Origin of the sequence: Amnibacterium sp. CER49, assembly GCF_029846255.1 — a bacterium.
Classification (GTDB): Bacteria; Actinomycetota; Actinomycetes; order Actinomycetales; family Microbacteriaceae; genus Amnibacterium.
This window is the reverse complement of the sequence record NZ_JARVWQ010000001.1, coordinates 489,892-510,552: the sequence shown is the minus strand read 5'-3', so window position 1 is coordinate 510,552 and position 20,661 is coordinate 489,892. Positions and strand designations below refer to the sequence as shown.

Sequence of the window (20,661 nt, the reverse complement as noted above, 5' to 3'; positions counted from 1 at the left end):
CGGTCAGCGCTCCGAGCGGCCGCAGGTGTCGCAGCGCCAGCGCCGGCGGGAGCCCGGGTCGACGATCGCGGACATCGCGACGCCGCACCTGCGGCAGCTGCGGGTGCTGTAGATGGGACCGGTGGCGGAGGGCGTCAGCGACATCGGAGCTCCTCTCGACCGGTCGGGGACCGGTCTGAGCCCGGCTCCGTCGCCGCACCGCTCGATCCGATGGCGACGCTACGCGCGGCGATCCGCCTCGCCGCACGCTCCGCGCGGATCGGACAGGGGTTCCGGGCGCACCGCGCGGAACGGACAGCCCGGGCGTGACGAGCGCGCCCGGGCCGCTTCGGCCACGACGGGCGACCCTCGCGCCCGAGCGCGGCGAGGTGGAGCGGGGTGTCAGCCCTCGGCCTGCAGCGCGCCGTCCTCCGGGTCGTCGAAGTCGAAGCGCGCGGCCTCGGCCTCCCAGACGTCCTCGAGGCCCGCGGCCACGTACTCCTCGCGCAGCTGCGCGAACCGGCGGCGCAGCCGCTCGAGGGAGAGCGAGATCGGTTCGTCGGCAGCCATGCGGGCACCGTAGGCCACCGAGTGCGCCGATCCTGCCCTGGAGGGCGGCTCGTCGGCGAGCCTCCGTGGCGCTCGAACCGCCGCCGCGCGCAGGGTGCACGTCGCCCGGACGCGCGCCGGGAGCGGGGCGCGTCCCGCCGGTCAGCGCCCCGACCGCAGCCCCTGGAGCCACGTGAGCACCGCGCCGGTGAGCGGCAGCTCGACGGCCGGATCGGCGTGCAGCGCCCCCTCGATCACCCGGAGGGTCACCGCCGCTCCGTGGGCGCGGAGCGCCTCCGCGAGCGCGAGGGTCTGCTGGTGGGGGATCAGGCGGTCGCCGGTGCCGACCGCGAGGAAGAAGGGCGGCAGGGAGGGCGCCGAGGCGAGGTAGGACACCGGGTTGGCCCGCGCGGCGATGTCGGGCACCTCCTGGATCGGCGCGCCGAGGAAGCGGGACTCGGGCGAGTCGGGGGCGTCATGGCCCTGCACCGGTCCCTCACCGCCCTCCGGGGGATGCTCTGCGGTCTGCCGGTCCATCACGAGGAAGTCCGAGGGCGCGTCGAACGCGACGACGCCCGCGACCGAGGCGTCGTCGCCCGAGCTGCCGAACTCGGTGCGGCGCCCGCCCGTGACGCCGAGCATGGTGGCGAGGTACCCGCCCGCCGAGCGGCCCCAGGCGACGACGAGGTCCGGGTCGAGCGACCACTCCTGCGCCCGCGCCTTCAGCAGCGCCACCGCCTGCGTCACGTCCTGCACGGCGGCGGGGAAGCGCGCCTCGGGGGAGAGGCGGTACTCGACGGACGCGACGGCCCACCCGGCGCGCAGCAGCGCGGGCAGCGCGCCGAGCTCCCAGGTGCGGTTGCCGAGGCGGAAGGCGCCGCCGTGCAGCGCGACGACCACCGGTCGCGGTCGCGCCCCCGTTCCGGGCAGGTAGAGGTCGAGCACCTGGTTGGGCGACGTCCGCCCGTAGGCGAGGGTGGTGTCGGGGCGGATCGTGCCGTCGGTCATCGCGCGGGGAGTCCCTTCGGTCCGCGGGCACGGGAGGCGGCGGGAACCGCGCGCAGCGTAGCGGGTGCCCCTGTCGGCTCATCGGGAGCACCGTGGCCGCCGGGCGCCGGCGTTCGGAGGCCGCTCAGGCAGCAGCGCCGAGAGTCGCAGCATGACCTCCTCCGCGCTCCTCGGCGATCGGCCCGTCTCGCGCATCGGTCTGGGGGCGATGCAGCTCGCGGGGCCGCGGGTGATGGGGCCGCCCAGGGACCCCGACGCGGCGCGGGCGGTGCTGCGGCGCGCGATCGAGCTCGGCGTCGACCACCTCGACACCGCGCAGTACTACGGGCCCGACGTCGTGAACGAGCTCATCGCGGACACGCTGTTCCCGTACCCGGGGTGGCTGCGGCTCGTCACCAAGGTCGGCGCCCGCCGCGACGACCGGGGCGGCTGGCCGCCGGCGCAGCGGCCGGAGGAGCTCCGCACCGCGGTGGAGGACAACCTGCGCTCGTTGCGGCTCGAGCGGATGGACCTCGTGAACCTGCGGCTGCCCGACGAGGGCGAGCTCGTGCCCCTCGCGGACCAGATCGGCGAGCTCGAGGCGCTGCGGCGCGAGGGCAAGCTCGAGCTGATCGGCATCTCGAACGCCTCGGCGGAGCAGGTGCGGCTCGCGATGGCGCTCACGACGATCAGCGAGGTGCAGAACCCGTACAGCATCCTCGACCGCGCCGACGAGGCGGTGCTCGAGCTCGCCCGCAGCGAGGGCGTGCCGTACGTGCCGTTCTTCCCGCTCGGCTCCGCCTTCACCGGCGGCCCGCGCCGGCTCGCGAAGGATCCGGCGATCACCGAGGTCGCGGACCGCCACGGCGCCACCCCGACGCAGGTCGCGCTCGCGTGGCTGCTCGCCCGGTACGACCGCATGCTGCTCATCCCGGGCACCGGGTCGGTCGCGCACCTCGAGGAGAACCTCGGCGCCGCCGACGTGGCGCTCGACGCCACCGATCTCGAGCGGCTCGAGGGGGTGCAGCAGCTCGGCAACCCCCTCGGCTGACCTGCCGAAGGCCTGGGGCGCCGCGCGGGCGCCCGCCTACCATGGAAGGCGCCCGGACCGACCGAGGAAGGAGCGCCCGTGCGCCTGCTGTCCCGCCTGCTCGCGGCCGTCGACCGCTACGCCGTCACGAACCCGCTGCTCGGCTTCGCGCCCCGGCCCCATGCGACCGGGCTGCCGTCGGTGCCGGCACCGCGCGGCGGCGACTGGGACCGCGCCCTCGTCACCGAGCTGCTCGAGGGCTGACCCGAGCCGCGTCCACCCGGCGGACGACGCGGGACGGTGGTCGAGCAGGGTCGTGCACCTGCGGCAGCACCACGCCGAGCGCGACGACGGCTCGGCGCCCCGCTGCCGAAGCGGGAGCCGACGCGCGACAGGTCTCGCGCGTCCAGCCGACGTTCGGCCTTCTCCGCCCCGATCCGGCCACACTTCCGGATGTGGGTACCTCAGAAGCGCCGGTCAGTCTGCTCTACGGCCTGATGTCGCTGATCGTCATCGGCCTCGGCGTCGCGATCATCGTCTGGGAGACCGGCGCCACCCGGCGGGCGCTGCAGACGCGGTGGGGGTTCCTGCTCGGCGGCGTCGCGCTCATCGTGTTCGGCGGTCTCGTCGCGATCTCACAGGCGATCCCGCTGCTCCTCCCGGTCGTCAGCTGACCCGGTGAGGACCCCCGCCCGGTAGGGTGAGCGGCACGAAGGGGAGTATCCCGTCTTCGCTCGCCCCGTCATCACGGCCCCGAACGCTTCCGGGCCCGGGGGAGCGGCAGCCGATCGGCTGGGGAGAGACGTTCGGAATCGACGCACGCCCGCCGATCCCGTGAGGAACCCGACATGTCGATCGTCCCCGTCCCGTTCGAGATCGCCTCGCTCGCGGTGCTCGTCCTCGTCCTCGTCGGCGACATCGTGCTGGCGTACCGGAACAAGGAGGCGCCGAGCACGCGCCAGTGCGCGATCTGGGTCGGCGTCTACGCCGCCCTCGCGCTCGGCTTCGCGGGCCTGCTCGTCCCCGTCGCGGGGCCCGACCACGCGGTCGAGTTCCTCGCCGGCTGGCTGACCGAGTACTCGCTCTCGATCGACAACCTCTTCGTGTTCCTCGTGATCATGGCGGGCTTCGCCGTGCCGAGGCGGAACCAGCAGGAGGTCCTCATGTGGGGGATCATCCTGGCGCTCGTCTTCCGCGCGGTCTTCATCCTCGTCGGCGCGCAGCTCATCGCCTCGTTCAGCTGGATCTTCTACCTGTTCGGCGCCTTCCTCATCTACACCGCGGCGCGGCAGGCCTTCGGCTCGGAGCACGGCGACGCGCAGAGCAGCGGGCTCGTGCGCTTCGCGAAGCGGCATCTCGCCGTGACGGACGACTACGACGGGCACCGGTGGCGCACGACCGTCGGCGGCCGCCGCATGTGGACGCCGGTCGTGCTCGTGCTCGTCGCCCTCGGCAGCACCGACGTGCTCTTCGCGCTCGACTCGATCCCCGCGATCTTCGGCATCACGCAGTCGCCGTTCATCGTCTTCACGACGAACGTCTTCGCCCTCATGGGCCTGCGGCAGCTCTACTTCCTGCTCGGCGACCTCGTCGAGCGCCTCGTGTACCTCAAGTACGGGATCGCCTTCATCCTCGCCTTCATCGGCGTGAAGCTCGTGCTGCACGCCCTGCACGAGAACTCGCTGCCGTTCCTGAACGGTGGCGAGCACCTCGACGGCGTGCCCGACATCGGCACCGGTGTCTCGCTCGCGGTCATCGTGCTCTCGATGGCGGTCGCGACCGTCGCGAGCCTCGTCGCGATGCGGCGGCGGACGGTCGAGCCGGTCTCGCGGCAGGAGCGGCTCGAGCGCGCCGCACCGGGACACCACGGGCACCACGGGGACTGACGGAGGCGCGTCCGCTCGGTTCGTCCTGCTCCGGTCCCTTTGGGCCGAAGCGGGAGGGCGCGGGAGCGCGACCGGTCGGGAGCAGCCGGAAGGGGATGCTCCTCGCATCCTGGGACTCGGCCGGGACCGGCGCGGCGGGCGGGCCACCGATCTACCATCGCTGTCGTGCTCCGCGGCCCGTTCCGGCGCCGCGGCGACGCTTCCGTGCCGTCGCGGGCGGGGGCGACGCCGCCCGCCCGCTTCCCCTCGCATCCGGCGACGATGCTCCGCACCGACGCCTGGCGGCCGCTCGTCGCCGTCGCGGACCAGCGCATCCGCGCCCACCGGCACGAGGACCTCGCGGTCGGCGAGCTGCTCGAGTCGCTGTCGGTCGAGGTGGGTGACATCGTCGCCGCGCAGCCGCCGCAGGTGCTCGAGGCGGCCTGGCGCGAGTGGGTGAAGGCGTGCGCCGCCGAGGGCCGGCTCGTGCCGGCGCTGCCCGCGGGCGCCGCGGGCGCCGAGACGGTCGAGGCGGCGCTCGCCGTGCACGCCGACCTCGCCGCGCTCGTGCCGCAGCTCGTCGTCAGTCGCCTGAGCGAGAACATCCGCTGAAGCGCCCCACCGATCCGCGCCGCCTGCTCCGGATCCTCGCCGCTCCCGACCGCCCGAAGCGGCACGGATCCGGAGCAGGAGCGGCACGGGCGGACGCGAGGCGCCCCCGGCCGCCGGAAGGCCGGTGATACGATCGCGATCGTGCGCCCGGGCCTCCTCCTTCTTCGCCGCCGCGACGAGGCCTGACCGCCCCGGCTCCCTCGTCGCGGAGTAGCGGCCTGCCGGGGACCACCCACTTCGACTTCCCGAAGGACCGCACGTGACCGACAGCACGACCGCGCCCGCAGCCTCCGCCGCGTCGACGCAGCGCACCCCGAGCACCCGTACCGCCAAGACCCTGGCCGAGAAGGTGTGGGACGCCCACCTCGTGAAGCGCGGGGAGGACGGCGCCCCCGACCTCATTTACATCGACCTCCACCTCGTGCACGAGGTGACGAGCCCGCAGGCGTTCGACGGCCTCCGCGCCGAGGGCCGGCCGGTGCGCCGCCCCGACCTCACGATCGCGACCGAGGACCACAACACCCCGACGGTCGACATCGACAAGCCGATCGCCGACATCACGAGCCGCACGCAGATCGAGACGCTCCGCCGCAATGCGGCCGAGTTCGGCATCCGGCTGCACCCCCTCGGCGACGCCGAGCAGGGCATCGTGCACGTCGTCGGCCCGCAGCTCGGCCTCACGCAGCCCGGCATCACGGTGGTCTGCGGCGACTCGCACACCTCGACGCACGGCGCGTTCGGCGCCATGGCGTTCGGCATCGGCACGAGCGAGGTCGAGCACGTGCTCGCCACGCAGACCCTGCCGCTCACGCCCTTCAAGACGATGGCGATCACCGTCGAGGGCACGCTGAAGCCGGGCGTCACGGCGAAGGACGTCATCCTCGCCGTCATCGCGAAGATCGGCACGAACGGCGGCCAGGGCTACGTGCTCGAGTACCGCGGCAGCGCCATCCGCGCGCTCTCCATGGAGGGCCGGATGACGATCTGCAACATGTCGATCGAGGCGGGCGCCCGCGCCGGCATGGTCGCCCCCGACGACACGACGTTCGCCTACCTGAAGGGCCGCCCGCACGCCCCGAAGGGCGAGCAGTGGGACCAGGCGGTCGCGTACTGGCGCACCCTCGCGAGCGACGACGACGCCGTGTTCGACGCCGAGGTGTTCCTCGACGCGGACGAGCTCGAGCCGTTCGTCACCTGGGGCACGAACCCCGGTCAGGGCGTCACCCTGGCGGGCGCGGTGCCCGACCCCGCGTCGATGGCCGACCCGCAGCAGCGGGCCTCGGCCGAGCGGGCGCTCGAGTACATGGACCTCGCGCCCGGCACGCCCATGAAGGACATCCGGGTCGACGCGGTGTTCATGGGCTCCTGCACGAACAGCCGCATCGAGGACCTCCGCGCCTTCGCGTCGATCGTGAAGGGCCGCAGGAAGGCCGACGGCGTGCGCGTCATGGTGGTCCCGGGCTCCGCCCGCGTGCGGCTCGAGGCCGAGGCCGAGGGGCTCGACAAGGTGTTCACCGACTTCGGCGCCGAGTGGCGGTTCGCCGGCTGCTCGATGTGCCTCGGCATGAACCCCGACCAGCTCGCGCCGGGCGAGCGCTGCGCGTCGACGAGCAACCGCAACTTCGAGGGCCGGCAGGGCAAGGGCGGACGCACGCACCTCGTGTCGCCGCTCGTCGCCGCGGCCACCGCGATCCGTGGCACCCTCTCCAGCCCCTCCGACGTCGCAAGCGAGGTCCTGGTCTGATGGAGCCGTTCACCACGCACACCGGCGTCGCCGTCCCGCTGCAGCGGTCGGCGGTCGACACCGACCAGATCATCCCCGCCGTCTACCTGAAGCGGGTGACGAAGACCGGGTTCGACGACGCGCTCTTCGCCCACCTGCGGCAGCAGCCCGACTTCGTGCTGAACCGCCCCGAGTACGTCCGCGGCTCGATCCTCGTCGCCGGTCCGGACTTCGGCACGGGCTCGAGCCGCGAGCACGCCGTCTGGGCGCTGCGCGACTACGGCTTCCGCGCCGTGTTCAGCCCGCGCTTCGGCGACATCTTCCGCGGCAACAGCGGCAAGCAGGGCCTGCTCACCGGCGTCATCCCCGAGCCCGAGATCGAGCGCGTATGGCGCGCCTTGGCGGCGCAGCCCGGGATCGAGGCGACGGTGGACCTCGAGGCGCAGACGCTCGCCCTGCCCGGCCTCGCCGTGCCCTTCGAGATCGATGCCTACACTCGCTGGAGGCTCCTGGAAGGGCTCGACGACATCGGGCTCACCCTGCGCGACGAGACGCGCATCACCGAATTCGAAGCAGGCCGCGAAGCATGGCGGCCGACGACCCTGCCGATTGGGACCCCTTGAGCAATCTGATCACGGACGCGCAGCGCGCCGGCGCGAGCGTCGGGCTCACCTTCGACCGCATCACCATCGAGGGCGGCCACCCGCTGCAGGGTGACGTCGACGTGCGCGGGGCCAAGAACCTCGTCACGAAGGCGATGGTCGCCTCGCTGCTGTCCGAGGGCGTCAGCGTGCTGCGCGACGTGCCCGACATCAGCGACGTGCGCGTCGTCCGCGGGCTGCTCGAGATCCACGGCGTCACCGTCAAGGAGGGCCCCGAGCCCGGCGAGCTGCTGCTCGACGCCGGCAACGTGCGCACGGCGCACATGCGCGAGATCGACGCGCACGCCGGCTCGAGCCGCATCCCGATCCTGTTCTGCGGGCCGCTGCTGCACCAGCTCGGCGAGGCGTTCATCCCCGACCTCGGCGGCTGCCGCATCGGCGACCGGCCGATCAACTTCCACCTCGACGCGCTGCGCAAGTTCGGCGCCGTCGTCGAGAAGCTGCCGTCGGGCATCCGGCTCTCGGCGCCGAACGGCCTGCACGGCGCGCACGTGCACCTGCCGTACCCGAGCGTCGGCGCCACCGAGCAGACGCTGCTCACCGCGGTGCGCGCCGAGGGCGTCACCGAGCTGCGGAACGCCGCGATCGAGCCCGAGATCATGGATCTCATCGCGATCCTGCAGAAGATGGGCGCGATCATCTCGGTCGAGCCGAACCGCGTGATCCTCATCGAGGGCGTGAAGGAGCTGAAGGGCTACACCCACCGCGCGCTCTTCGACCGCAACGAGGCCGCCAGCTGGGCCTCGGCCGCCCTCGCCACCCGCGGCGACGTGTTCGTCCGCGGCGCGGTGCAGGAGCACATGATGACCTTCCTCAACGTGTTCCGGAAGGTCGGCGGCGAGTTCGACGTGCAGGAGAGCGGCATCCGCTTCTGGCACCCGGGCACCGCGCTGAAGCCGGTGGTCATCGAGACCGACGTGCACCCCGGCTTCATGACCGACTGGCAGCAGCCGCTCGTCGTGGCGCTCACCCAGGCCGACGGCGTGTCGACGATCCACGAGACCGTCTACGAGAACCGCTTCGGCTTCACCGAGGCGCTGCAGAAGATGGGCGCCGACATCCGCGTGCACCCGCACGGCTTCGCCGCCCCGAACCGCCGCGTGCCGCGCCGTGAGCTCGAGCAGGCCGCCGTCATCACCGGCCCGACGCCGCTGCACGGCGCCGACATCGAGGTGCCGGACCTGCGGGGCGGGTTCTCGCACCTCATCGCGGCGCTCACCGCCGAGGGCACCTCGACCGTGCGCAACGTCGGCATCATCAGCCGCGGCTACGAGAACTTCGAGAGCAAGCTCCAGGCGCTGGGGGCGCGCTTCACGGTCGATGTCTGAGCCCTCCGCCGAGGACCGGTCCCGCTGGGGCCGGCCGAAGCAGGAGAAGCTGCGCCCGTCGCTGTTCTGGGCGCTCGGTGTGGTGGTGGTGCCGTTCGTCCGCGGCACCGCGACGCTCCGGATCCGGAACCGGGAGAAGCTGCCCGCGACCGGGCCGTTCATCCTCGCGCCGAACCACTACTCGAACATCGACCCGCTCGTGATGGCCGTGGTGGTCTGGCGACTCGGCCGCGCGCCGCGGTTCCTCACGAAGGCGTCGCTGTTCAAGGTCCCCGTCGTCGGGTCGGTGCTCCGCGGTGCCGGCCAGATCCCGGTGCAACGGGGCGGCCTGCAGCGCGGCGCGATCCCGCTCGACGCGGCGAAGCGCCTCATCCGCGACGGCCAGGGCGTCATCGTGTACCCCGAGGGGTCGCTCACCCGCGACCCCGACCTCTGGCCGATGCGCGGCAAGACGGGCGCGGCCCGGCTCGCGCTCGACCTCGGGCTGCCGGTCATCCCCGCCGCGCACTGGGGCACGCAGGGGCTGCTGCCGCGCTACGGCAAGCGGCTCGTGCTGCGGCCCCGCGCGCACATCGACATCGTGTTCGGCGATCCCGTCGACCTGTCGCCGTGGCAGGGCCGGGCGGCCGAGCAGACCGCGCTGCAGGAGGCGACCGAGCGCATCATGGCCGCCGTCACCGGCCTCGTCGCCGAGCTGCGCGGCGAGCAGCCGCCGGCCGAGCGCTGGGACCCCGCGAAGCACGGGCAGACCGAGACGGGGCGCTTCGGTGAGTGAACCCGTCGCCGTGCTCGGCGCGGGCAGCTGGGGCACCACCTTCGCGAAGGTGCTCGCCGACGCGGGCAACGACGTCGCGCTGTGGGCCCGCCGGCCGGCGCTCGCCGAGACCATCCGCCGCCGGCGCCGCAACGACGACTACCTGCCCGGCATCCAGCTGCCCGAGCTGCGGGTCGACACCGACCCCGCGGTCGTGCTCCGGGGCGCGGGCATCGTGTTCCTCGGGGTGCCGAGCCAGTCGCTGCGTGGCGCGCTCGCCGAGCTCGGCGGCCTGGTCGAGCCGGACGCGCTCGTCGTGAGCCTCGCGAAGGGCGTCGAGAACGGCACGAACCTGCGGATGAGCGAGGTCGTGCGCCAGGGTCTCGGCGTGCCGGCGGAGCGGATCGCCGTCGTCTCGGGGCCGAACCTCGCCACCGAGATCGCCCGTGAGCAGCCGACGGCCGCCGTCGTGTCGTCGGTCTCGATCGAGACCGCGAACCGCGTCGCGACGGTGTGCACGAACCGCTACTTCCGCACCTTCGTGAACACCGACGTGATCGGCACGGAGTTCGGCGGCGTGCTGAAGAACCTCATCGCGGTGGCCATCGGCATCGTGGTGGGCGTCGGGTACGGCGACAACACGAAGGCGTCGATCCTCACCCGCGGGCTCGCCGAGATGACGGCCTTCGCGGTCGCCTTCGGCGCCCAGCCCGAGACCCTGTCGGGGCTCGCGGGGCTCGGCGACCTCATCGCGACGAGCGAGTCGCCGCTGTCGCGGAACAACCGCGCCGGTCGCCTGCTCGGGCAGGGCTACACGAAGGACGACGTGCTCCGCACGATGGACCAGGTCGCCGAGGGGCTCACGTCGGTCGAGCCCGTGCTCGCGCTCGCCGCCGAGCGCGGCGTCGAGATGCCGATCGTCGCGCAGGTCGCCGAGGTGCTCGCCGGCACGCTCGACCCGCGCGACATCGCGCCCCACCTCACCACGGATCCGGCCCCGGTCGGCGAGTAGCCGCCGGAGCGGGCGCACTACGCTCGATCCGGGCCGCGGGCCCCGGAGGAGGACCGTGAGCGACGTGACGCCGAGGACCCGTGTGGCCGTCGTGTTCGGCGGCCGGTCGAGCGAGCACTCGATCAGCTGCGCGACCGCGGGCGGCGTCCTCGCGGCGATCGACCGGGAGCGCTTCGAGGTGATCCCGATCGGCATCACCCGCGACGGCGCCTTCGTGCTCGAGCGCGACGACCCGTCGGCGTTCGCCCTCGACCCGAACGCGCTGCCCGAGGTGCGCGACGACGGCACGCGCGTCCTGTGGCCCGAGTCGGCGACGAGTCGCGAGCTGCGCGTCTTCGACGCCGACGGCTCGGTGCGCTCGCTCGGTGACGTCGACGTCGCCTTCCCGATCCTGCACGGGCCGTTCGGCGAGGACGGCACGATCCAGGGCCTCTTCGAGCTGCTCGGCATCCCGTACGTCGGCAACGGGGTGCTCGCGTCGGCGCTCGGCATGGACAAGCACTTCACGAAGTCGGTGCTGCAGGCGGCCGGGGTCCCGGTGGCACCCTGGGTGACCGTCACCGCGGCCGACCGCGCGGGCGATCGGGAGTGGCTCCGTCGCCGCCTCGCCTCGCTCGGCTTCCCGGTGTTCGTGAAGCCCGCCCGCGCGGGCTCGTCCGTCGGCGTGACGAAGGTCGAGGGGCCCGACGGCCTCGACGCGGCCCTCGACATCGCCTTCGCCGAGGACTCCCGCGTGCTCGTCGAGCGGGGCATGACCGGGCGCGAGCTCGAGATCGGTGTGCTCGGCGGCCGCGACGGCGGTCCGACCCGCGTCTCGGCCGTCGGCGAGATCGTGATCACCGGGCGCGACTTCTACGACTTCGCCGCGAAGTACCTCGACGCGCCGGGCGTCGAGCTGGTCTGCCCAGCCCCGCTCGGCGAGGGGGAGCAGTTCGAGCTCGAGCGCCTCGCGGCCCGCGCCTTCGACTCGATCGGCGGCGAGGGCCTCGCCCGCGTCGACGTGTTCCTCACCGACGAGGGCTTCGTGGTGAACGAGATCAACACGATGCCCGGCTTCACGCCGATCTCGATGTTCCCGCGGTGCTGGCAGCAGTCCGGGGTCGCGTACCCGGACCTGATCACGGAACTGATCGCCCTCGCCCGATGAGGCGGGCGCTGCTCGCCGTGCCCGCGGCCGCCGCCGCGCTCGCCCTCGCCGGCTGCGCGCCGACCGTCGCCATGACGCCCGCGCCCGACGCGACCGCGAGGGCGTGCGCGGCGCTGATCGTCCGGCTGCCCGCCTCGCTCGGCACCGCCGGCAAGCGCGAGACCGACGCGCAGGGGACCGCGGCGTGGGGGAGCGCCCCCGACGTGACGCTCACCTGCGGTGTGACGCCGCCCGGGCCGACGACCGCGGTCTGCCTCCCCGTCGACGGCGTCGACTGGGTGATCGACGACCGCTCGTCGAGCAGCCCTGCGGTCTACGTCGCGACGACCTTCGGCCGGACGCCCGCCACCCGCGTCGTGCTCCAGGCGAGGGGCGCGGTCGCCTCGAGCGACGCGCTCCCGCCGATCTCGGAGGCCGTCAAGGCGGCGATGCCGACGGTCGACCGCCGGTGCATCGCCTCGCCGCCGCCCGCCGCCTCGGCCTCGCCGAGCCCGACGCCGTGAACGACACCCTCGGCGCGGTCGGCGAGCTCGCGGCGCTCGCCCGCATCCTGCCGCGCCTGCCCGGGGCCGCGGCCGCGCTGCTCGGGCCCGGTGACGACGCGGCCGTGCTCCGCGCCGGCGGCCCGATCGTGCTGACGACCGACGGGATGGTCGAGGGCCCGGACTTCCGCCGCGCCTGGTCGACGCCGTTCGAGCTCGGCTGGAAGGCCGCCGCCACGAACCTCGCCGACGTCGCCGCGATGGGCGCCGTGCCCACCGCGCTGCTCGTCGCGCTGACCGCGCCGGCCGACACCCCGGTGCCGCTGCTCGAGGGGATCGCGGACGGCCTCGCCGCGGGCTGCGGCGCCCTCGCGCCCGGCTGCGGGGTGGTCGGGGGCGACCTCAGCGTGTCGCCGGTGCTCGCGCTGACGGTGACCGCGGTCGGTGAGCTCCCCGGGCCCGTGGTCCGGCGCGACGGCGCCCGGGCCGGTGACCGGATCGCCTATGCGGGGCGGCTCGGGCTCGCGGCCACGGCCCTCCGCCTGCTCTTCGCCGCCGAGGATGCCGATGCGGTCGCCGCGCTCCGCGCGCGGGCGCCCGAGCTGCTCGCAGAGCAGCTCGCGCCCCGGCCGCCGCTCGCGGCCGGCCCGGCCGCCGCACGAGCCCGCGCCACCGCGATGCTCGACGTCTCCGACGGCCTGCTGCTCGACGCGTCCCGGATCGCGCGCGCGAGCGGCGTCGTGCTCGATCTCGATCCCGAGCGCCTCGCGCCGGACGTCGACGCCGTCGCGGCCGTGGTCGGCGACCGGGATGAGGCGCTGCGCCTCGTGCTGACCGGCGGCGAGGACCACGGCCTCCTCGCCTGCTTCCCGCCCGGCCCGTTGCCCGAGCCGTTCCGGCCGCTCGGCGTCGTCCGCGCCGGGGAGGCGGCGGTGCTGCTCGACGGCCGCGAGCCGTCGGCGCACCGCCCGGGCTGGGACTCCTTCACCGCCTCCTGACGTCAGAGCCGTGACGGGACTCCCCGCCGCTGCAGCGATGCAGGACGAAGAGACGTATTCAGGGACGCCGGTCCTGCATCCCTGTCGGGTGGACCGCTCGGCCTGAATCGGGGCACCGCGTGCCCGCCGCCGACTCGGCCGACGGCACCGGGTGCCGTCGGAACCTCCGGTCGGCCCGGGTCCTGGCGCCCCGCCCGCCACCGATTCGGTCGACGGCACCGGATCCCGTCCCCGGTCCGAATCCGTGGCGCACAGGCGGGTGAGCCGAATCCGTGGGGGGTAGCGGTGCGGCTGCAGGAACTCAGGACGAAGGCACGCCCGCAGGATCGCCGGTCCTGCATCCCTGTCGGGTGGACCGCTCGGCCTGGATCGTGGCGCCGGGTGCCCGCTACCGATTCGGTCGACCGCACCCGATTCCGCCCCCGGTCCGAATCCGTGGCGGGAACGCCGCTCGGCCGAATCGGCGGCGGGGTCAGACCGCCTCGAGCAGGTGCAGCGCGGTGTTGCCGTACGAGCGCACGCGGTCCGGCTCGAAGCCCTCCGGCCAGGCGGGCGCGCCGCCGCGCGCCGAGCGCTCGACGACCACGACCGCGCCCGGCTCGAGATGCGGGTGCAGCGCCTCGAGGTCGCCGAGCAGGGCGATGTCGGGCTGGTCGTAGGGCGGGTCGAGGAAGACGAGGTCGAAGCGCGCCTCGGCCGGCAGGGAAGCCAGGTAGCCGCCGACCGTCTTGACGACGATCCGCACGTCGAAGCCGGGCGGCGCGCCCCGGCGCAGCCGCGCCACGTTCTCGCGGAGCGCCTTCGCCGCGCCGTTGCTCCGGTCGACGAGCACCGCGCTCGTGCCGCCGCGGCTCACGGCCTCGAGCCCGAGCGCGCCCGAGCCCGCGTACAGGTCGAGCACGCGGGACCCCTCGATCGCGTCGCGCGCGGCGAGGGCCGAGAACAGGGCCTCACGGACGCGGTCGCTCGTCGGGCGCGTCGCGCTCGCCGGAGCGGTGAGCGGCAGGGAGCCCGCCCAGCCCGCGATGATCCTCGGCACGTCACCAGCCTTCCGCATCTCGCGCCCCCGCCGGGTCGGTGCCCCCTTCTAGCATGAGGACATGCCGGGGCCGCTCGATCAGAAGCTGGCGCCGATCGTGGGTGAGCGCACCGCGAAGGTGCTGGCCAAGTCGCTCGACCTGCACACGGTCGGCGACATGGTGAGCCACTACCCGCGCCGGTACGTGAAGCGCGGCGAGGTGAGCCGCCTCGACGCCCTGCCGCTCGACACCGACGTCACCGTCGTCGCCGACGTGCTCCGCGCCGCGTCCCGGCCGATGATGGGCCGCCGGGGCACCCGGCAGGAGGTGCTCATCTCCGACGGGTCGGGCACCCTCACCCTCGTCTTCTTCAACCAGCCGTTCCGGGTCGACCCCGACAAGCCCGGCGCGCTGCAGGCCGGTGTGCGCGGCATGTTCAGCGGCAAGGTCCGCGTCTACCGGGGCATGCGCGAGCTGATGCACCCGCGCTACCAGCTGTTCGACAGCGAGGGCGACGCGCCCCCCGACCCCGCGCTCGACGCCGAGGCGGCGCGCCGCTGGGCCGAGCTGCCCGTGCCGATCTACCCCGCGTCGGCGGCCATCGAGACGTGGAAGATCCAGCAGGTCATGGGGCTCGTGCTCGACCACCTCGTCGGGCTCGAGGACCCGATGCCGCTCGAGGTGTGCCGCACCGCGCGCCTCATGGGCTACGAGCCGGCGCTGCGCCGCATCCACCAGCCCCAGCACGACGGCGACTGGATGCAGGCGAAGCGCACGCTGCGCTTCCACGAGGCGTTCCTGCTGCAGACGGCGCTGCTGCAGCGACGCGCGATCCGCGCCATGTTCGCGGCCACGCCGCGCACGCCGCAGCCGGGCGGCCTGCTCGAGCGCTTCGATGCGAGCCTGCCGTTCGAGCTCACCGACGACCAGAAGCTCGTCGGCACCGAGATCGCCACCGACCTCGCGGGCGACGTGCCGATGCACCGGCTGCTGCAGGGCGAGGTCGCCTCCGGCAAGACGCTCGTCGCGCTGCGGGCGATGCTCGCGGTCGCCGAGTCGGGCGGCCAGTCGGCGCTGCTCGCGCCCACCGAGGTGCTCGCCGCGCAGCACCTGCGCTCCATCGCCGCCTCGCTCGGACCCGACCTCGCCGCCGAGCTCATGCCGACGCTCGTCACCGGCCAGATGCCGGCCGCCGACCGTCGCCGCGCCGCGCTCCGCCTCGTCACGGGGCAGGCCCGCATCGTCGTCGGCACGCACGCGCTGCTGTCCGAGTCGACCGAGTTCTACGACCTCGGGCTCGTGGTCGTCGACGAGCAGCACCGGTTCGGCGTCGAGCAGCGCGAGCTGCTGCGCCGCAAGGGCAACGCCCCGCACACGCTCGTCATGACGGCGACGCCCATCCCGCGCACCGTGGCGATGACCGTCTTCGGCGACCTCGAGACCTCCACCATCCGGCAGCTGCCGAAGGGCCGCGCGCCCATCGAGTCCTACGTCGTGCCGCTGGCCGAGAAGCCCGGCTGGATGCCGAACGTCTGGCGCCGGGCCGGCGAGGAGACCGCGAAGGGCCGGCAGGGCTACGTCATCTGCCCCGCGATCGGCGGTGACGAGGAGGAGGGCGAGCTGCTGCCCGCCGACGACGAGACGCAGCCGCGCGCCACGGTCGCCGGCACGCTCAAGGACCTCCGAGCGCATCCCGCGCTCGCCGGGCGGCGCGTCGAGGCGCTCACCGGGCGCATGTCGGGCGACGAGAAGGACGCCGTGATGCGCGAGTTCGCGGCCGGGAAGATCGACGTGCTCGTCGCGACGACGGTCGTCGAGGTCGGCGTCGACGTCGCCAACGCCACGTTCATGGTCGTGCTCGACGCCGACCGGTTCGGCGTCTCGCAGCTGCACCAGCTGCGCGGCCGCGTCGGTCGCGGCGGCCTGCCCGGGCTCTGCCTGCTCGTCACGACCGCCCCCGAGGGCACCGTCGGGCACGAGCGCGTCACCACGGTCGCGGCGACCACCGACGGCTTCGACCTGGCGCAGGCCGACCTCGAGCTGCGCCGCGAGGGCGACGTGCTCGGCGCGAACCAGTCGGGCACGAGGTCGCAGCTGAAGCTGCTGCGCGTCACCCGCGACGGCGACATCATCGCCGAGGCTCGCGACGCCGCCGCCCACGTGCTCGAGCAGGACCCGTCGCTCGAGCACTACCCGGCGCTCCGGGCCGCCATCGAGCGCTCGAGCGACGAGGACACGCGCGCCTTCCTCGACAAGAACTAGCGCGCGGGCCGCCGATAGCGTTGCGCCATGCGCGTCGCCGTGGTCCCCGGATCGTTCGACCCCGTGACGCTCGGGCACCTCGACATCGTCGGTCGCGCCGCGCGGCTCGTCGACCGGCTGCACGTGCTCGTCACCCACAACCCCGCGAAGGCCGGCCTGCTGCCGTTCGAGCAGCGCGTCGACCTCGTCCGCCGCGCGATCGACCGGGCGGACATCGCCGGCGACGTCGTCGTCGACGCCCTCACCGAGGGGCTGCTCGTCGACTACTGCACGCGGGTCGGCGCGCAGGCGCTCGTGAAGGGCATCCGCACGCCGAGCGACACCGAGTACGAGACGTCGATGGCGATCGTGAACCGCGACCTCGCCGGCATCGAGACCGTCTTCCTCATCGCGGATCCCGCCACCGCGCACGTGTCGAGCTCGCTCGTGCGGCAGGTCGCGTCGCTCGGCGGCGACATCCGTCCCTACGTCCCCGCCGTCGTCGCCGACGCGCTGCAGCCCGACGGGCCGCGCCGTGGCTGACGGCGGGAGCGGCCTCGTCGTCGCGGTCTGCCGGGTCCACGCGCTGCTGCCCGATCGCGGCAACGGCGTGACGGGCATCGACAAGCGCCCGGTCGACGGACCCGTGCGTGCGAAGCGCTTCGGGCTGTTCGGCGACGTGCAGGCCGACCGGCAGCACCATGGCGGCGAGCACCAGGCGGTGTACGCCTACGCGGAGGAGGACGCGGAGCGGTTCGCCGCCGACCTCGGCCGCGCGGTGCCGCCCGGCCTCTTCGGCGAGAACCTCCGCACCCGCGGGGTCGACGTGACCGGCGCGGTGATCGGCGAGCGCTGGCGGATCGGCGGCGCGCTGCTCGAGGTGACGTCGCCCCGCAACCCGTGCGGCACGTTCGAGCGCCGGCTCGGAATCCGCGGCTGGGTCGCGACCTTCGCCGCGGCGGGCGCGCCCGGCGCCTACTTCCGCGTGATCCGTGCCGGCAGCCTGCGCGCGGGCGACGCGATCGAGGTGATCGACCGGCCCGAGCACGGCGTCACCGTCGGGCGATGGTTCGTGCACGAGGACCCGGCCGACGCCGAACGCCTCGTCACCGCCGCCGAGATCGGGCTCGTCCGCCTGCACCCCGGCCTGCGCGACGCCGTCGACCGGTCGCTGCGCAAGGCGGCCGGCTAGAGCTCGACCTGCTCGTTCTCCCCGCCGCTGTAGGGCCTGCCGGTCGCCTTCGCCTTCGCGAGGCTCAGCAGCGTCGCGACGCGGCCGCCCGGGGTGTCCCAGTACTCCGCGGCCTCGGCGTGCACCTTGATGAGGGCGATCCTCGGCGAGTCCGGCCCGTCGGGGAACCACGCCTCGACCGCCTTGTTCCAGAGCCGCCGCTTCTGGGCGTCGTCCTGCACGACCTCGGCGCGGCCGTTCAGGGACACCCAGGTGTCGTTCGAGCTGACCGTGACGTTCACGTCGGGGTGCAGGTGGATCTGCGACACCTTGCGCGACTCGCCCTCGGAGAAGAACCAGAGGTCGCCGTCGAACTCGACCTCCTGCATCGCCATCGGCCGGCTCGCGAACGTGCCGTCCGCGTCCACCGTCGTCAGCATCGCGAAGCGCTGGCCCTTCACGAGGCTCGCCACCTTGCGCTGCGCCTCCGTCGTCCCATCCGTCATGCCGCCATGCAAGACGCCGCACCTGCCCGGAGGCTGCGCACTCGCAGGACGTCCGCGGGGAGCCGGGTGGGACACTGGGGGACGTGGGAGACCTGAGGTTCGGCTACGCCGCCATGCTCGAGCAGTTCCATCCGACGGAGGCCGTCGAGCTGTCCGCCTACGCGGAGTCGAAGGGCTTCTCGGGCGTGATGGCGGCCGACCACTTCCAGCCGTGGGTGCCCGCGCAGGGCCAGAGCGCCTTCGTCTGGAACGTGCTGACCGCGGTGGGGGAGCGCACGAAGGGCGACTTCGGCCCGGGCGTCACCGCGCCGAGCTTCCGCTGGCACCCGGCGCTCGTCGCCCAGGCGTCGGCGACGCTCGCCGCCATGTACCCGGGCCGCCACTGGCTCGGGCTCGGCTCCGGTGAGGCGCTGAACGAGCACATCGTCGGCGGCTACTGGCCCGAGACCGCCGAGCGCATCAACCGCATGTTCGAGGCGATCGAGATCATCAACAAGCTGTTCACCGCCTCCGCCGCGGGCAAGGACACGAAGTTCGAGGGGAAGTTCTTCAAGCTCGAGTCGACCCGCCTCTGGACGATGCCGGAGCAGCGGCCGCCGCTGCTCGTCGCGACCGCCGGGCCCGTGACCGCGAAGCGCGCGGGCCGCTCCGTCGACGGGCTCATCACCGTCGGGGCGCCGCTCGAGAAGATCTCCGGCCTCTTCGCGAAGTTCGACGAGGGGCAGCGCGAGGCGGGCAAGGACCCGGCTGCCGCGCCCCGGATGCTCCAGGTGCACCTCTCCTGGGCGCCGACCGACGAGGAGGCGCTCGCGAACGCGATGCACGAGTGGCCGAACGGCGGCATGAAGTTCCCGAAGGGCGACATCCGCAGCCCGTTCGAGTTCGAGCAGATGGCGAAGCTCGTGCGGCCGGAGGACTTCGAGGGCCGGCTCGTCATCTCGTCCGACCCCGACGTGCATCGCGCCGCGCTGCAGCGCTACGCCGACCTCGGGTTCGACAGCATCTACCTCCACAACGTCGGCCGGAACCAGCGCGAGTGGATCGACGTCTTCGCTCGCGACGTGCTGCCCAAGGTGCACCGCTGAGCGCCGTGGAGCCGGGCGGGCCGCCCTCGGACGTCCGCTGCACGGCGCCGGAGGGCATCGGCGAGGTCGAGGCGGGGGCGGACCTCGCGGCGCTCGTCGCCGACGCGCTCGGCACGCTCGAGGCCGGCGACATCGTCGTCATCTCGAGCAAGGTCGTCTCGAAGGCCGAGGGACGGCAGGTGGAGGCGGCCGACCGCGAGCAGGCCATCACCGACGAGACCGTGCGGGTCGTCGCCACCAGGCGGCAGCCGAACGGCGCCCTGACCCGCATCGTCGAGAACCGGCTCGGCATCGTGGGCGCGGCGGCCGGCGTCGACGCGAGCAACGTCGCCGAGGGCACCGTGCTGCTGCTGCCCGAGGATCCGGACGCCTCCGCGCGCGCCCTGCGCACCGCTCTCGGCGCGCGCTTCGGGGTCGCGGTCGGGGTCATCGTCACCGACACGCTCGGCCGCCCCTGGCGGGTCGGGCAGACCGACGTCGCGATCGGTGCCGCCGGCATCACCGTCGTCGACGACCTCCGCGGCAGCCTCGACGCGACGGGGCGCCGCATGGACGTCACCGTGGTCGCCGTCGCCGACGAGATCGCTGCGATGGCCGACCTCGTGAAGGGCAAGGCCATGAACCGGCCCGTGGCGCTCGTGCGCGGCCTCGGCCGGCTCGTCACGGAGGACGACGGACCGGGCGCGCGCACCCTCGTGCGCACCGGTCCGGACGACATGTTCCGCCGCGGCACCGACGAGGCCTACGCCGACGGCTACCGCGACGGGTATGCGGAAGGATCCCGGGAGCAGGCGGGTTACACCGGGGACGACGTCGGGAACGGGAGAGACGGATGATCGACTGGGTCGTGATCGTGCCGATCAAGCGGTTCAGCGACGGCAAGAGCCGGCTCGACCCGCGGGCGGACCGCGCCGAGCTCGCCGAGGCGATCGCGCGCGACACCCTCGACGCGGTCGCGGGCAGCGAGCGGGTGCACATGCTGCTCGTCGTGACCGACGACGCCGACCTCGTCGACGACCTCGCCCTGCCGGTGGCCGCGACGGTGCGCATCCAGCGCCGGCCGGGCCTCAACAACGCGATCGCCGAGGGCCTGCGGTACGCGGAGCAGTCGTGGCCGGAGTTCGGCCAGGCCGTGCTGCTCGGCGACCTGCCGGCGCTCACGACGGAGGACCTCGACGAGACGCTCGCGGCCGCGGAGGAGCTGCCACTCGGCATCGTGCCCGACACGCAGGGCACGGGCACCGTGATGATCACCGCGCAGCCGGACGTCCCGCTGCTGCCCGCCTTCGGCGTCGGCTCCGCCGAGCGGCACCGTCAGCTGGGCCACCGGCTGCTCCGCGCGCCCGCACGGCTGCGCCGCGACGTCGACACCTCCGACGACCTGCAGGCCGCGGTCCAGCTCGGCGTCGGGCGGCGCACCGCGGCGGCGCTCGGTCTCGCGCTGGCGGTCGTCGACGCCGAGTACCGCCTCTAGATCGTCCGACCTTGCGCGCCGGTCCGTCCGTCAGGAC

The 20,661-nt window shown here is 73.9% G+C and carries 24 protein-coding genes; 19 read left to right on the top strand and 5 right to left on the bottom strand.

Features of this window, described 5'->3' with window-relative positions; all coding sequences use genetic code 11:
• Positions 1-3: 3 nt before the first annotated feature.
• From QDR37_RS02500 to QDR37_RS02490, 3 genes are all read right to left on the bottom strand, one after another.
• Positions 4-144, bottom strand: coding sequence for a hypothetical protein (locus QDR37_RS02500; protein WP_279711965.1), 141 nt, complete (start codon positions 142-144; stop codon positions 4-6).
• A gap of 237 nt (positions 145-381) precedes the next feature.
• A complete protein-coding gene (locus QDR37_RS02495) occupies positions 382-549 on the bottom strand; it encodes a hypothetical protein (protein WP_279711964.1) in 168 nt (55 codons plus the stop codon).
• Positions 550-690: 141 nt separating this feature from the next.
• Positions 691-1,536, bottom strand: coding sequence for an alpha/beta hydrolase (locus QDR37_RS02490; RefSeq protein ID WP_279711963.1), 846 nt, complete (start codon positions 1,534-1,536; stop codon positions 691-693).
• A gap of 151 nt (positions 1,537-1,687) precedes the next feature.
• Here QDR37_RS02490 and QDR37_RS02485 point away from each other — a divergent pair, with 151 nt between their 5' ends.
• The 13 genes from QDR37_RS02485 (at position 1,688) to thiL (ending at position 13,128) form a co-directional block, all read left to right on the top strand.
• Positions 1,688-2,566, top strand: coding sequence for an oxidoreductase (locus tag QDR37_RS02485; RefSeq protein ID WP_279711962.1), 879 nt, complete (start codon positions 1,688-1,690; stop codon positions 2,564-2,566).
• A 78-nt stretch (positions 2,567-2,644) separates the two neighbouring features.
• Positions 2,645-2,809, top strand: coding sequence for a hypothetical protein (locus tag QDR37_RS02480; RefSeq protein WP_279711961.1), 165 nt, complete (start codon positions 2,645-2,647; stop codon positions 2,807-2,809).
• Positions 2,810-3,000: 191 nt separating this feature from the next.
• On the top strand, positions 3,001-3,219 hold the full coding sequence (locus tag QDR37_RS02475; protein WP_279711960.1) for a hypothetical protein: 219 nt from the start codon (positions 3,001-3,003) through the stop codon (positions 3,217-3,219).
• Between the two features lie 174 nt (positions 3,220-3,393).
• Positions 3,394-4,431, top strand: a complete 1,038-nt coding sequence (locus tag QDR37_RS02470; protein WP_279711959.1) for a TerC family protein — start codon at positions 3,394-3,396, stop codon at positions 4,429-4,431.
• A 165-nt stretch (positions 4,432-4,596) separates the two neighbouring features.
• The gene (locus tag QDR37_RS02465) at positions 4,597-5,022 is read left to right on the top strand and encodes a hypothetical protein (RefSeq protein ID WP_279711958.1); all 426 of its coding nucleotides are present in this window, start codon (positions 4,597-4,599) and stop codon (positions 5,020-5,022) included.
• 337 nt (positions 5,023-5,359) lie between these two features.
• A complete protein-coding gene (gene leuC, locus QDR37_RS02460; protein WP_279713540.1) occupies positions 5,360-6,766 on the top strand; it encodes a 3-isopropylmalate dehydratase large subunit in 1,407 nt (468 codons plus the stop codon).
• Positions 6,766-7,368 (top strand): 3-isopropylmalate dehydratase small subunit, encoded by a 603-nt coding sequence (gene leuD, locus QDR37_RS02455; RefSeq protein ID WP_279711957.1) that lies wholly within the window; start codon positions 6,766-6,768, stop codon positions 7,366-7,368. The genes leuC and leuD overlap by 1 nt, the downstream gene beginning before the upstream one ends.
• Positions 7,365-8,735, top strand: a complete 1,371-nt coding sequence (gene murA / locus QDR37_RS02450; protein WP_279711956.1) for a UDP-N-acetylglucosamine 1-carboxyvinyltransferase — start codon at positions 7,365-7,367, stop codon at positions 8,733-8,735. Before leuD ends, murA begins: the two co-directional genes overlap by 4 nt.
• Complete coding sequence (locus QDR37_RS02445) at positions 8,728-9,510, top strand: lysophospholipid acyltransferase family protein (RefSeq protein ID WP_279711955.1); 783 nt, start codon at positions 8,728-8,730, stop codon at positions 9,508-9,510. The genes murA and QDR37_RS02445 overlap by 8 nt, the downstream gene beginning before the upstream one ends.
• Positions 9,503-10,501: an NAD(P)-dependent glycerol-3-phosphate dehydrogenase gene (locus QDR37_RS02440; protein WP_279711954.1), complete on the top strand. Its 999-nt coding sequence runs from the start codon at positions 9,503-9,505 to the stop codon at positions 10,499-10,501. The genes QDR37_RS02445 and QDR37_RS02440 overlap by 8 nt, the downstream gene beginning before the upstream one ends.
• A gap of 64 nt (positions 10,502-10,565) precedes the next feature.
• On the top strand, positions 10,566-11,648 hold the full coding sequence (locus QDR37_RS02435; RefSeq protein ID WP_279713539.1) for a D-alanine--D-alanine ligase: 1,083 nt from the start codon (positions 10,566-10,568) through the stop codon (positions 11,646-11,648).
• The gene (locus tag QDR37_RS02430; RefSeq protein ID WP_279711953.1) at positions 11,645-12,151 is read left to right on the top strand and encodes a DUF3515 family protein; all 507 of its coding nucleotides are present in this window, start codon (positions 11,645-11,647) and stop codon (positions 12,149-12,151) included. Before QDR37_RS02435 ends, QDR37_RS02430 begins: the two co-directional genes overlap by 4 nt.
• The gene (gene thiL / locus QDR37_RS02425; RefSeq protein ID WP_279711952.1) at positions 12,097-13,128 is read left to right on the top strand and encodes a thiamine-phosphate kinase; all 1,032 of its coding nucleotides are present in this window, start codon (positions 12,097-12,099) and stop codon (positions 13,126-13,128) included. The genes QDR37_RS02430 and thiL overlap by 55 nt, the downstream gene beginning before the upstream one ends.
• Positions 13,129-13,600: 472 nt before the next feature.
• On the opposite strand, the gene rsmD is transcribed toward thiL, so the two are convergent.
• Positions 13,601-14,167 carry a 16S rRNA (guanine(966)-N(2))-methyltransferase RsmD gene (gene rsmD / locus QDR37_RS02420; protein ID WP_279711951.1) on the bottom strand — a complete coding sequence of 189 codons (567 nt, stop codon included), beginning with the start codon at positions 14,165-14,167 and terminating at the stop codon, positions 13,601-13,603.
• Positions 14,168-14,228: 61 nt separating this feature from the next.
• Between rsmD and QDR37_RS02415 the strand changes: the two genes are divergently transcribed.
• Genes QDR37_RS02415 through QDR37_RS02405 form a run of 3 tightly spaced genes read left to right on the top strand, consistent with a single transcriptional unit; the run spans position 14,229 to position 17,580 of the window.
• Complete coding sequence (locus QDR37_RS02415; protein WP_279711950.1) at positions 14,229-16,409, top strand: ATP-dependent DNA helicase RecG; 2,181 nt, start codon at positions 14,229-14,231, stop codon at positions 16,407-16,409.
• A gap of 27 nt (positions 16,410-16,436) precedes the next feature.
• Positions 16,437-16,931, top strand: coding sequence for a pantetheine-phosphate adenylyltransferase (gene coaD, locus QDR37_RS02410; RefSeq protein WP_279711949.1), 495 nt, complete (start codon positions 16,437-16,439; stop codon positions 16,929-16,931).
• On the top strand, positions 16,924-17,580 hold the full coding sequence (locus QDR37_RS02405; protein WP_279711948.1) for an MOSC domain-containing protein: 657 nt from the start codon (positions 16,924-16,926) through the stop codon (positions 17,578-17,580). The genes coaD and QDR37_RS02405 overlap by 8 nt, the downstream gene beginning before the upstream one ends.
• Here the strand turns inward: QDR37_RS02405 and QDR37_RS02400 are convergent.
• The gene (locus QDR37_RS02400) at positions 17,577-18,065 is read right to left on the bottom strand and encodes a pyridoxamine 5'-phosphate oxidase family protein (RefSeq protein ID WP_279711947.1); all 489 of its coding nucleotides are present in this window, start codon (positions 18,063-18,065) and stop codon (positions 17,577-17,579) included. The two genes, QDR37_RS02405 and QDR37_RS02400, sit on opposite strands and share 4 nt — an antisense overlap.
• Before the next feature lie 83 nt (positions 18,066-18,148).
• Between QDR37_RS02400 and QDR37_RS02395 the strand changes: the two genes are divergently transcribed.
• Genes QDR37_RS02395 through cofC form a run of 3 tightly spaced genes read left to right on the top strand, consistent with a single transcriptional unit; the run spans position 18,149 to position 20,624 of the window.
• Positions 18,149-19,150, top strand: a complete 1,002-nt coding sequence (locus tag QDR37_RS02395; protein WP_279711946.1) for a TIGR03557 family F420-dependent LLM class oxidoreductase — start codon at positions 18,149-18,151, stop codon at positions 19,148-19,150.
• A gap of 5 nt (positions 19,151-19,155) precedes the next feature.
• Positions 19,156-19,986 carry a coenzyme F420-0:L-glutamate ligase gene (gene cofE, locus QDR37_RS02390; RefSeq protein ID WP_279711945.1) on the top strand — a complete coding sequence of 277 codons (831 nt, stop codon included), beginning with the start codon at positions 19,156-19,158 and terminating at the stop codon, positions 19,984-19,986.
• Positions 19,983-20,624, top strand: coding sequence for a 2-phospho-L-lactate guanylyltransferase (cofC, locus tag QDR37_RS02385; RefSeq protein ID WP_279711944.1), 642 nt, complete (start codon positions 19,983-19,985; stop codon positions 20,622-20,624). The genes cofE and cofC overlap by 4 nt, the downstream gene beginning before the upstream one ends.
• Positions 20,625-20,661 lie beyond the last annotated feature (37 nt).

Excerpts from the sequence above, each read along its gene's own strand:
- QDR37_RS02500 (WP_279711965.1), bottom strand. The coding sequence starts at position 144 with ATGTCGCTGACGCCCTCCGCCACCGGTCCCATCTACAGCACCCGCAGC.
- QDR37_RS02495 (WP_279711964.1), bottom strand. The coding sequence starts at position 549 with ATGGCTGCCGACGAACCGATCTCGCTCTCCCTCGAGCGGCTGCGCCGC.
- QDR37_RS02490 (WP_279711963.1), bottom strand. The coding sequence starts at position 1,536 with ATGACCGACGGCACGATCCGCCCCGACACCACCCTCGCCTACGGGCGG.
- QDR37_RS02485 (WP_279711962.1), top strand. The coding sequence starts at position 1,688 with ATGACCTCCTCCGCGCTCCTCGGCGATCGGCCCGTCTCGCGCATCGGT.
- QDR37_RS02470 (WP_279711959.1), top strand. The coding sequence starts at position 3,394 with ATGTCGATCGTCCCCGTCCCGTTCGAGATCGCCTCGCTCGCGGTGCTC.
- leuD (WP_279711957.1), top strand. The coding sequence starts at position 6,766 with ATGGAGCCGTTCACCACGCACACCGGCGTCGCCGTCCCGCTGCAGCGG.
- QDR37_RS02445 (WP_279711955.1), top strand. The coding sequence starts at position 8,728 with ATGTCTGAGCCCTCCGCCGAGGACCGGTCCCGCTGGGGCCGGCCGAAG.
- QDR37_RS02430 (WP_279711953.1), top strand. The coding sequence starts at position 11,645 with ATGAGGCGGGCGCTGCTCGCCGTGCCCGCGGCCGCCGCCGCGCTCGCC.
- QDR37_RS02415 (WP_279711950.1), top strand. The coding sequence starts at position 14,229 with ATGCCGGGGCCGCTCGATCAGAAGCTGGCGCCGATCGTGGGTGAGCGC.
- coaD (WP_279711949.1), top strand. The coding sequence starts at position 16,437 with ATGCGCGTCGCCGTGGTCCCCGGATCGTTCGACCCCGTGACGCTCGGG.
- QDR37_RS02400 (WP_279711947.1), bottom strand. The coding sequence starts at position 18,065 with ATGACGGATGGGACGACGGAGGCGCAGCGCAAGGTGGCGAGCCTCGTG.
- cofC (WP_279711944.1), top strand. The coding sequence starts at position 19,983 with ATGATCGACTGGGTCGTGATCGTGCCGATCAAGCGGTTCAGCGACGGC.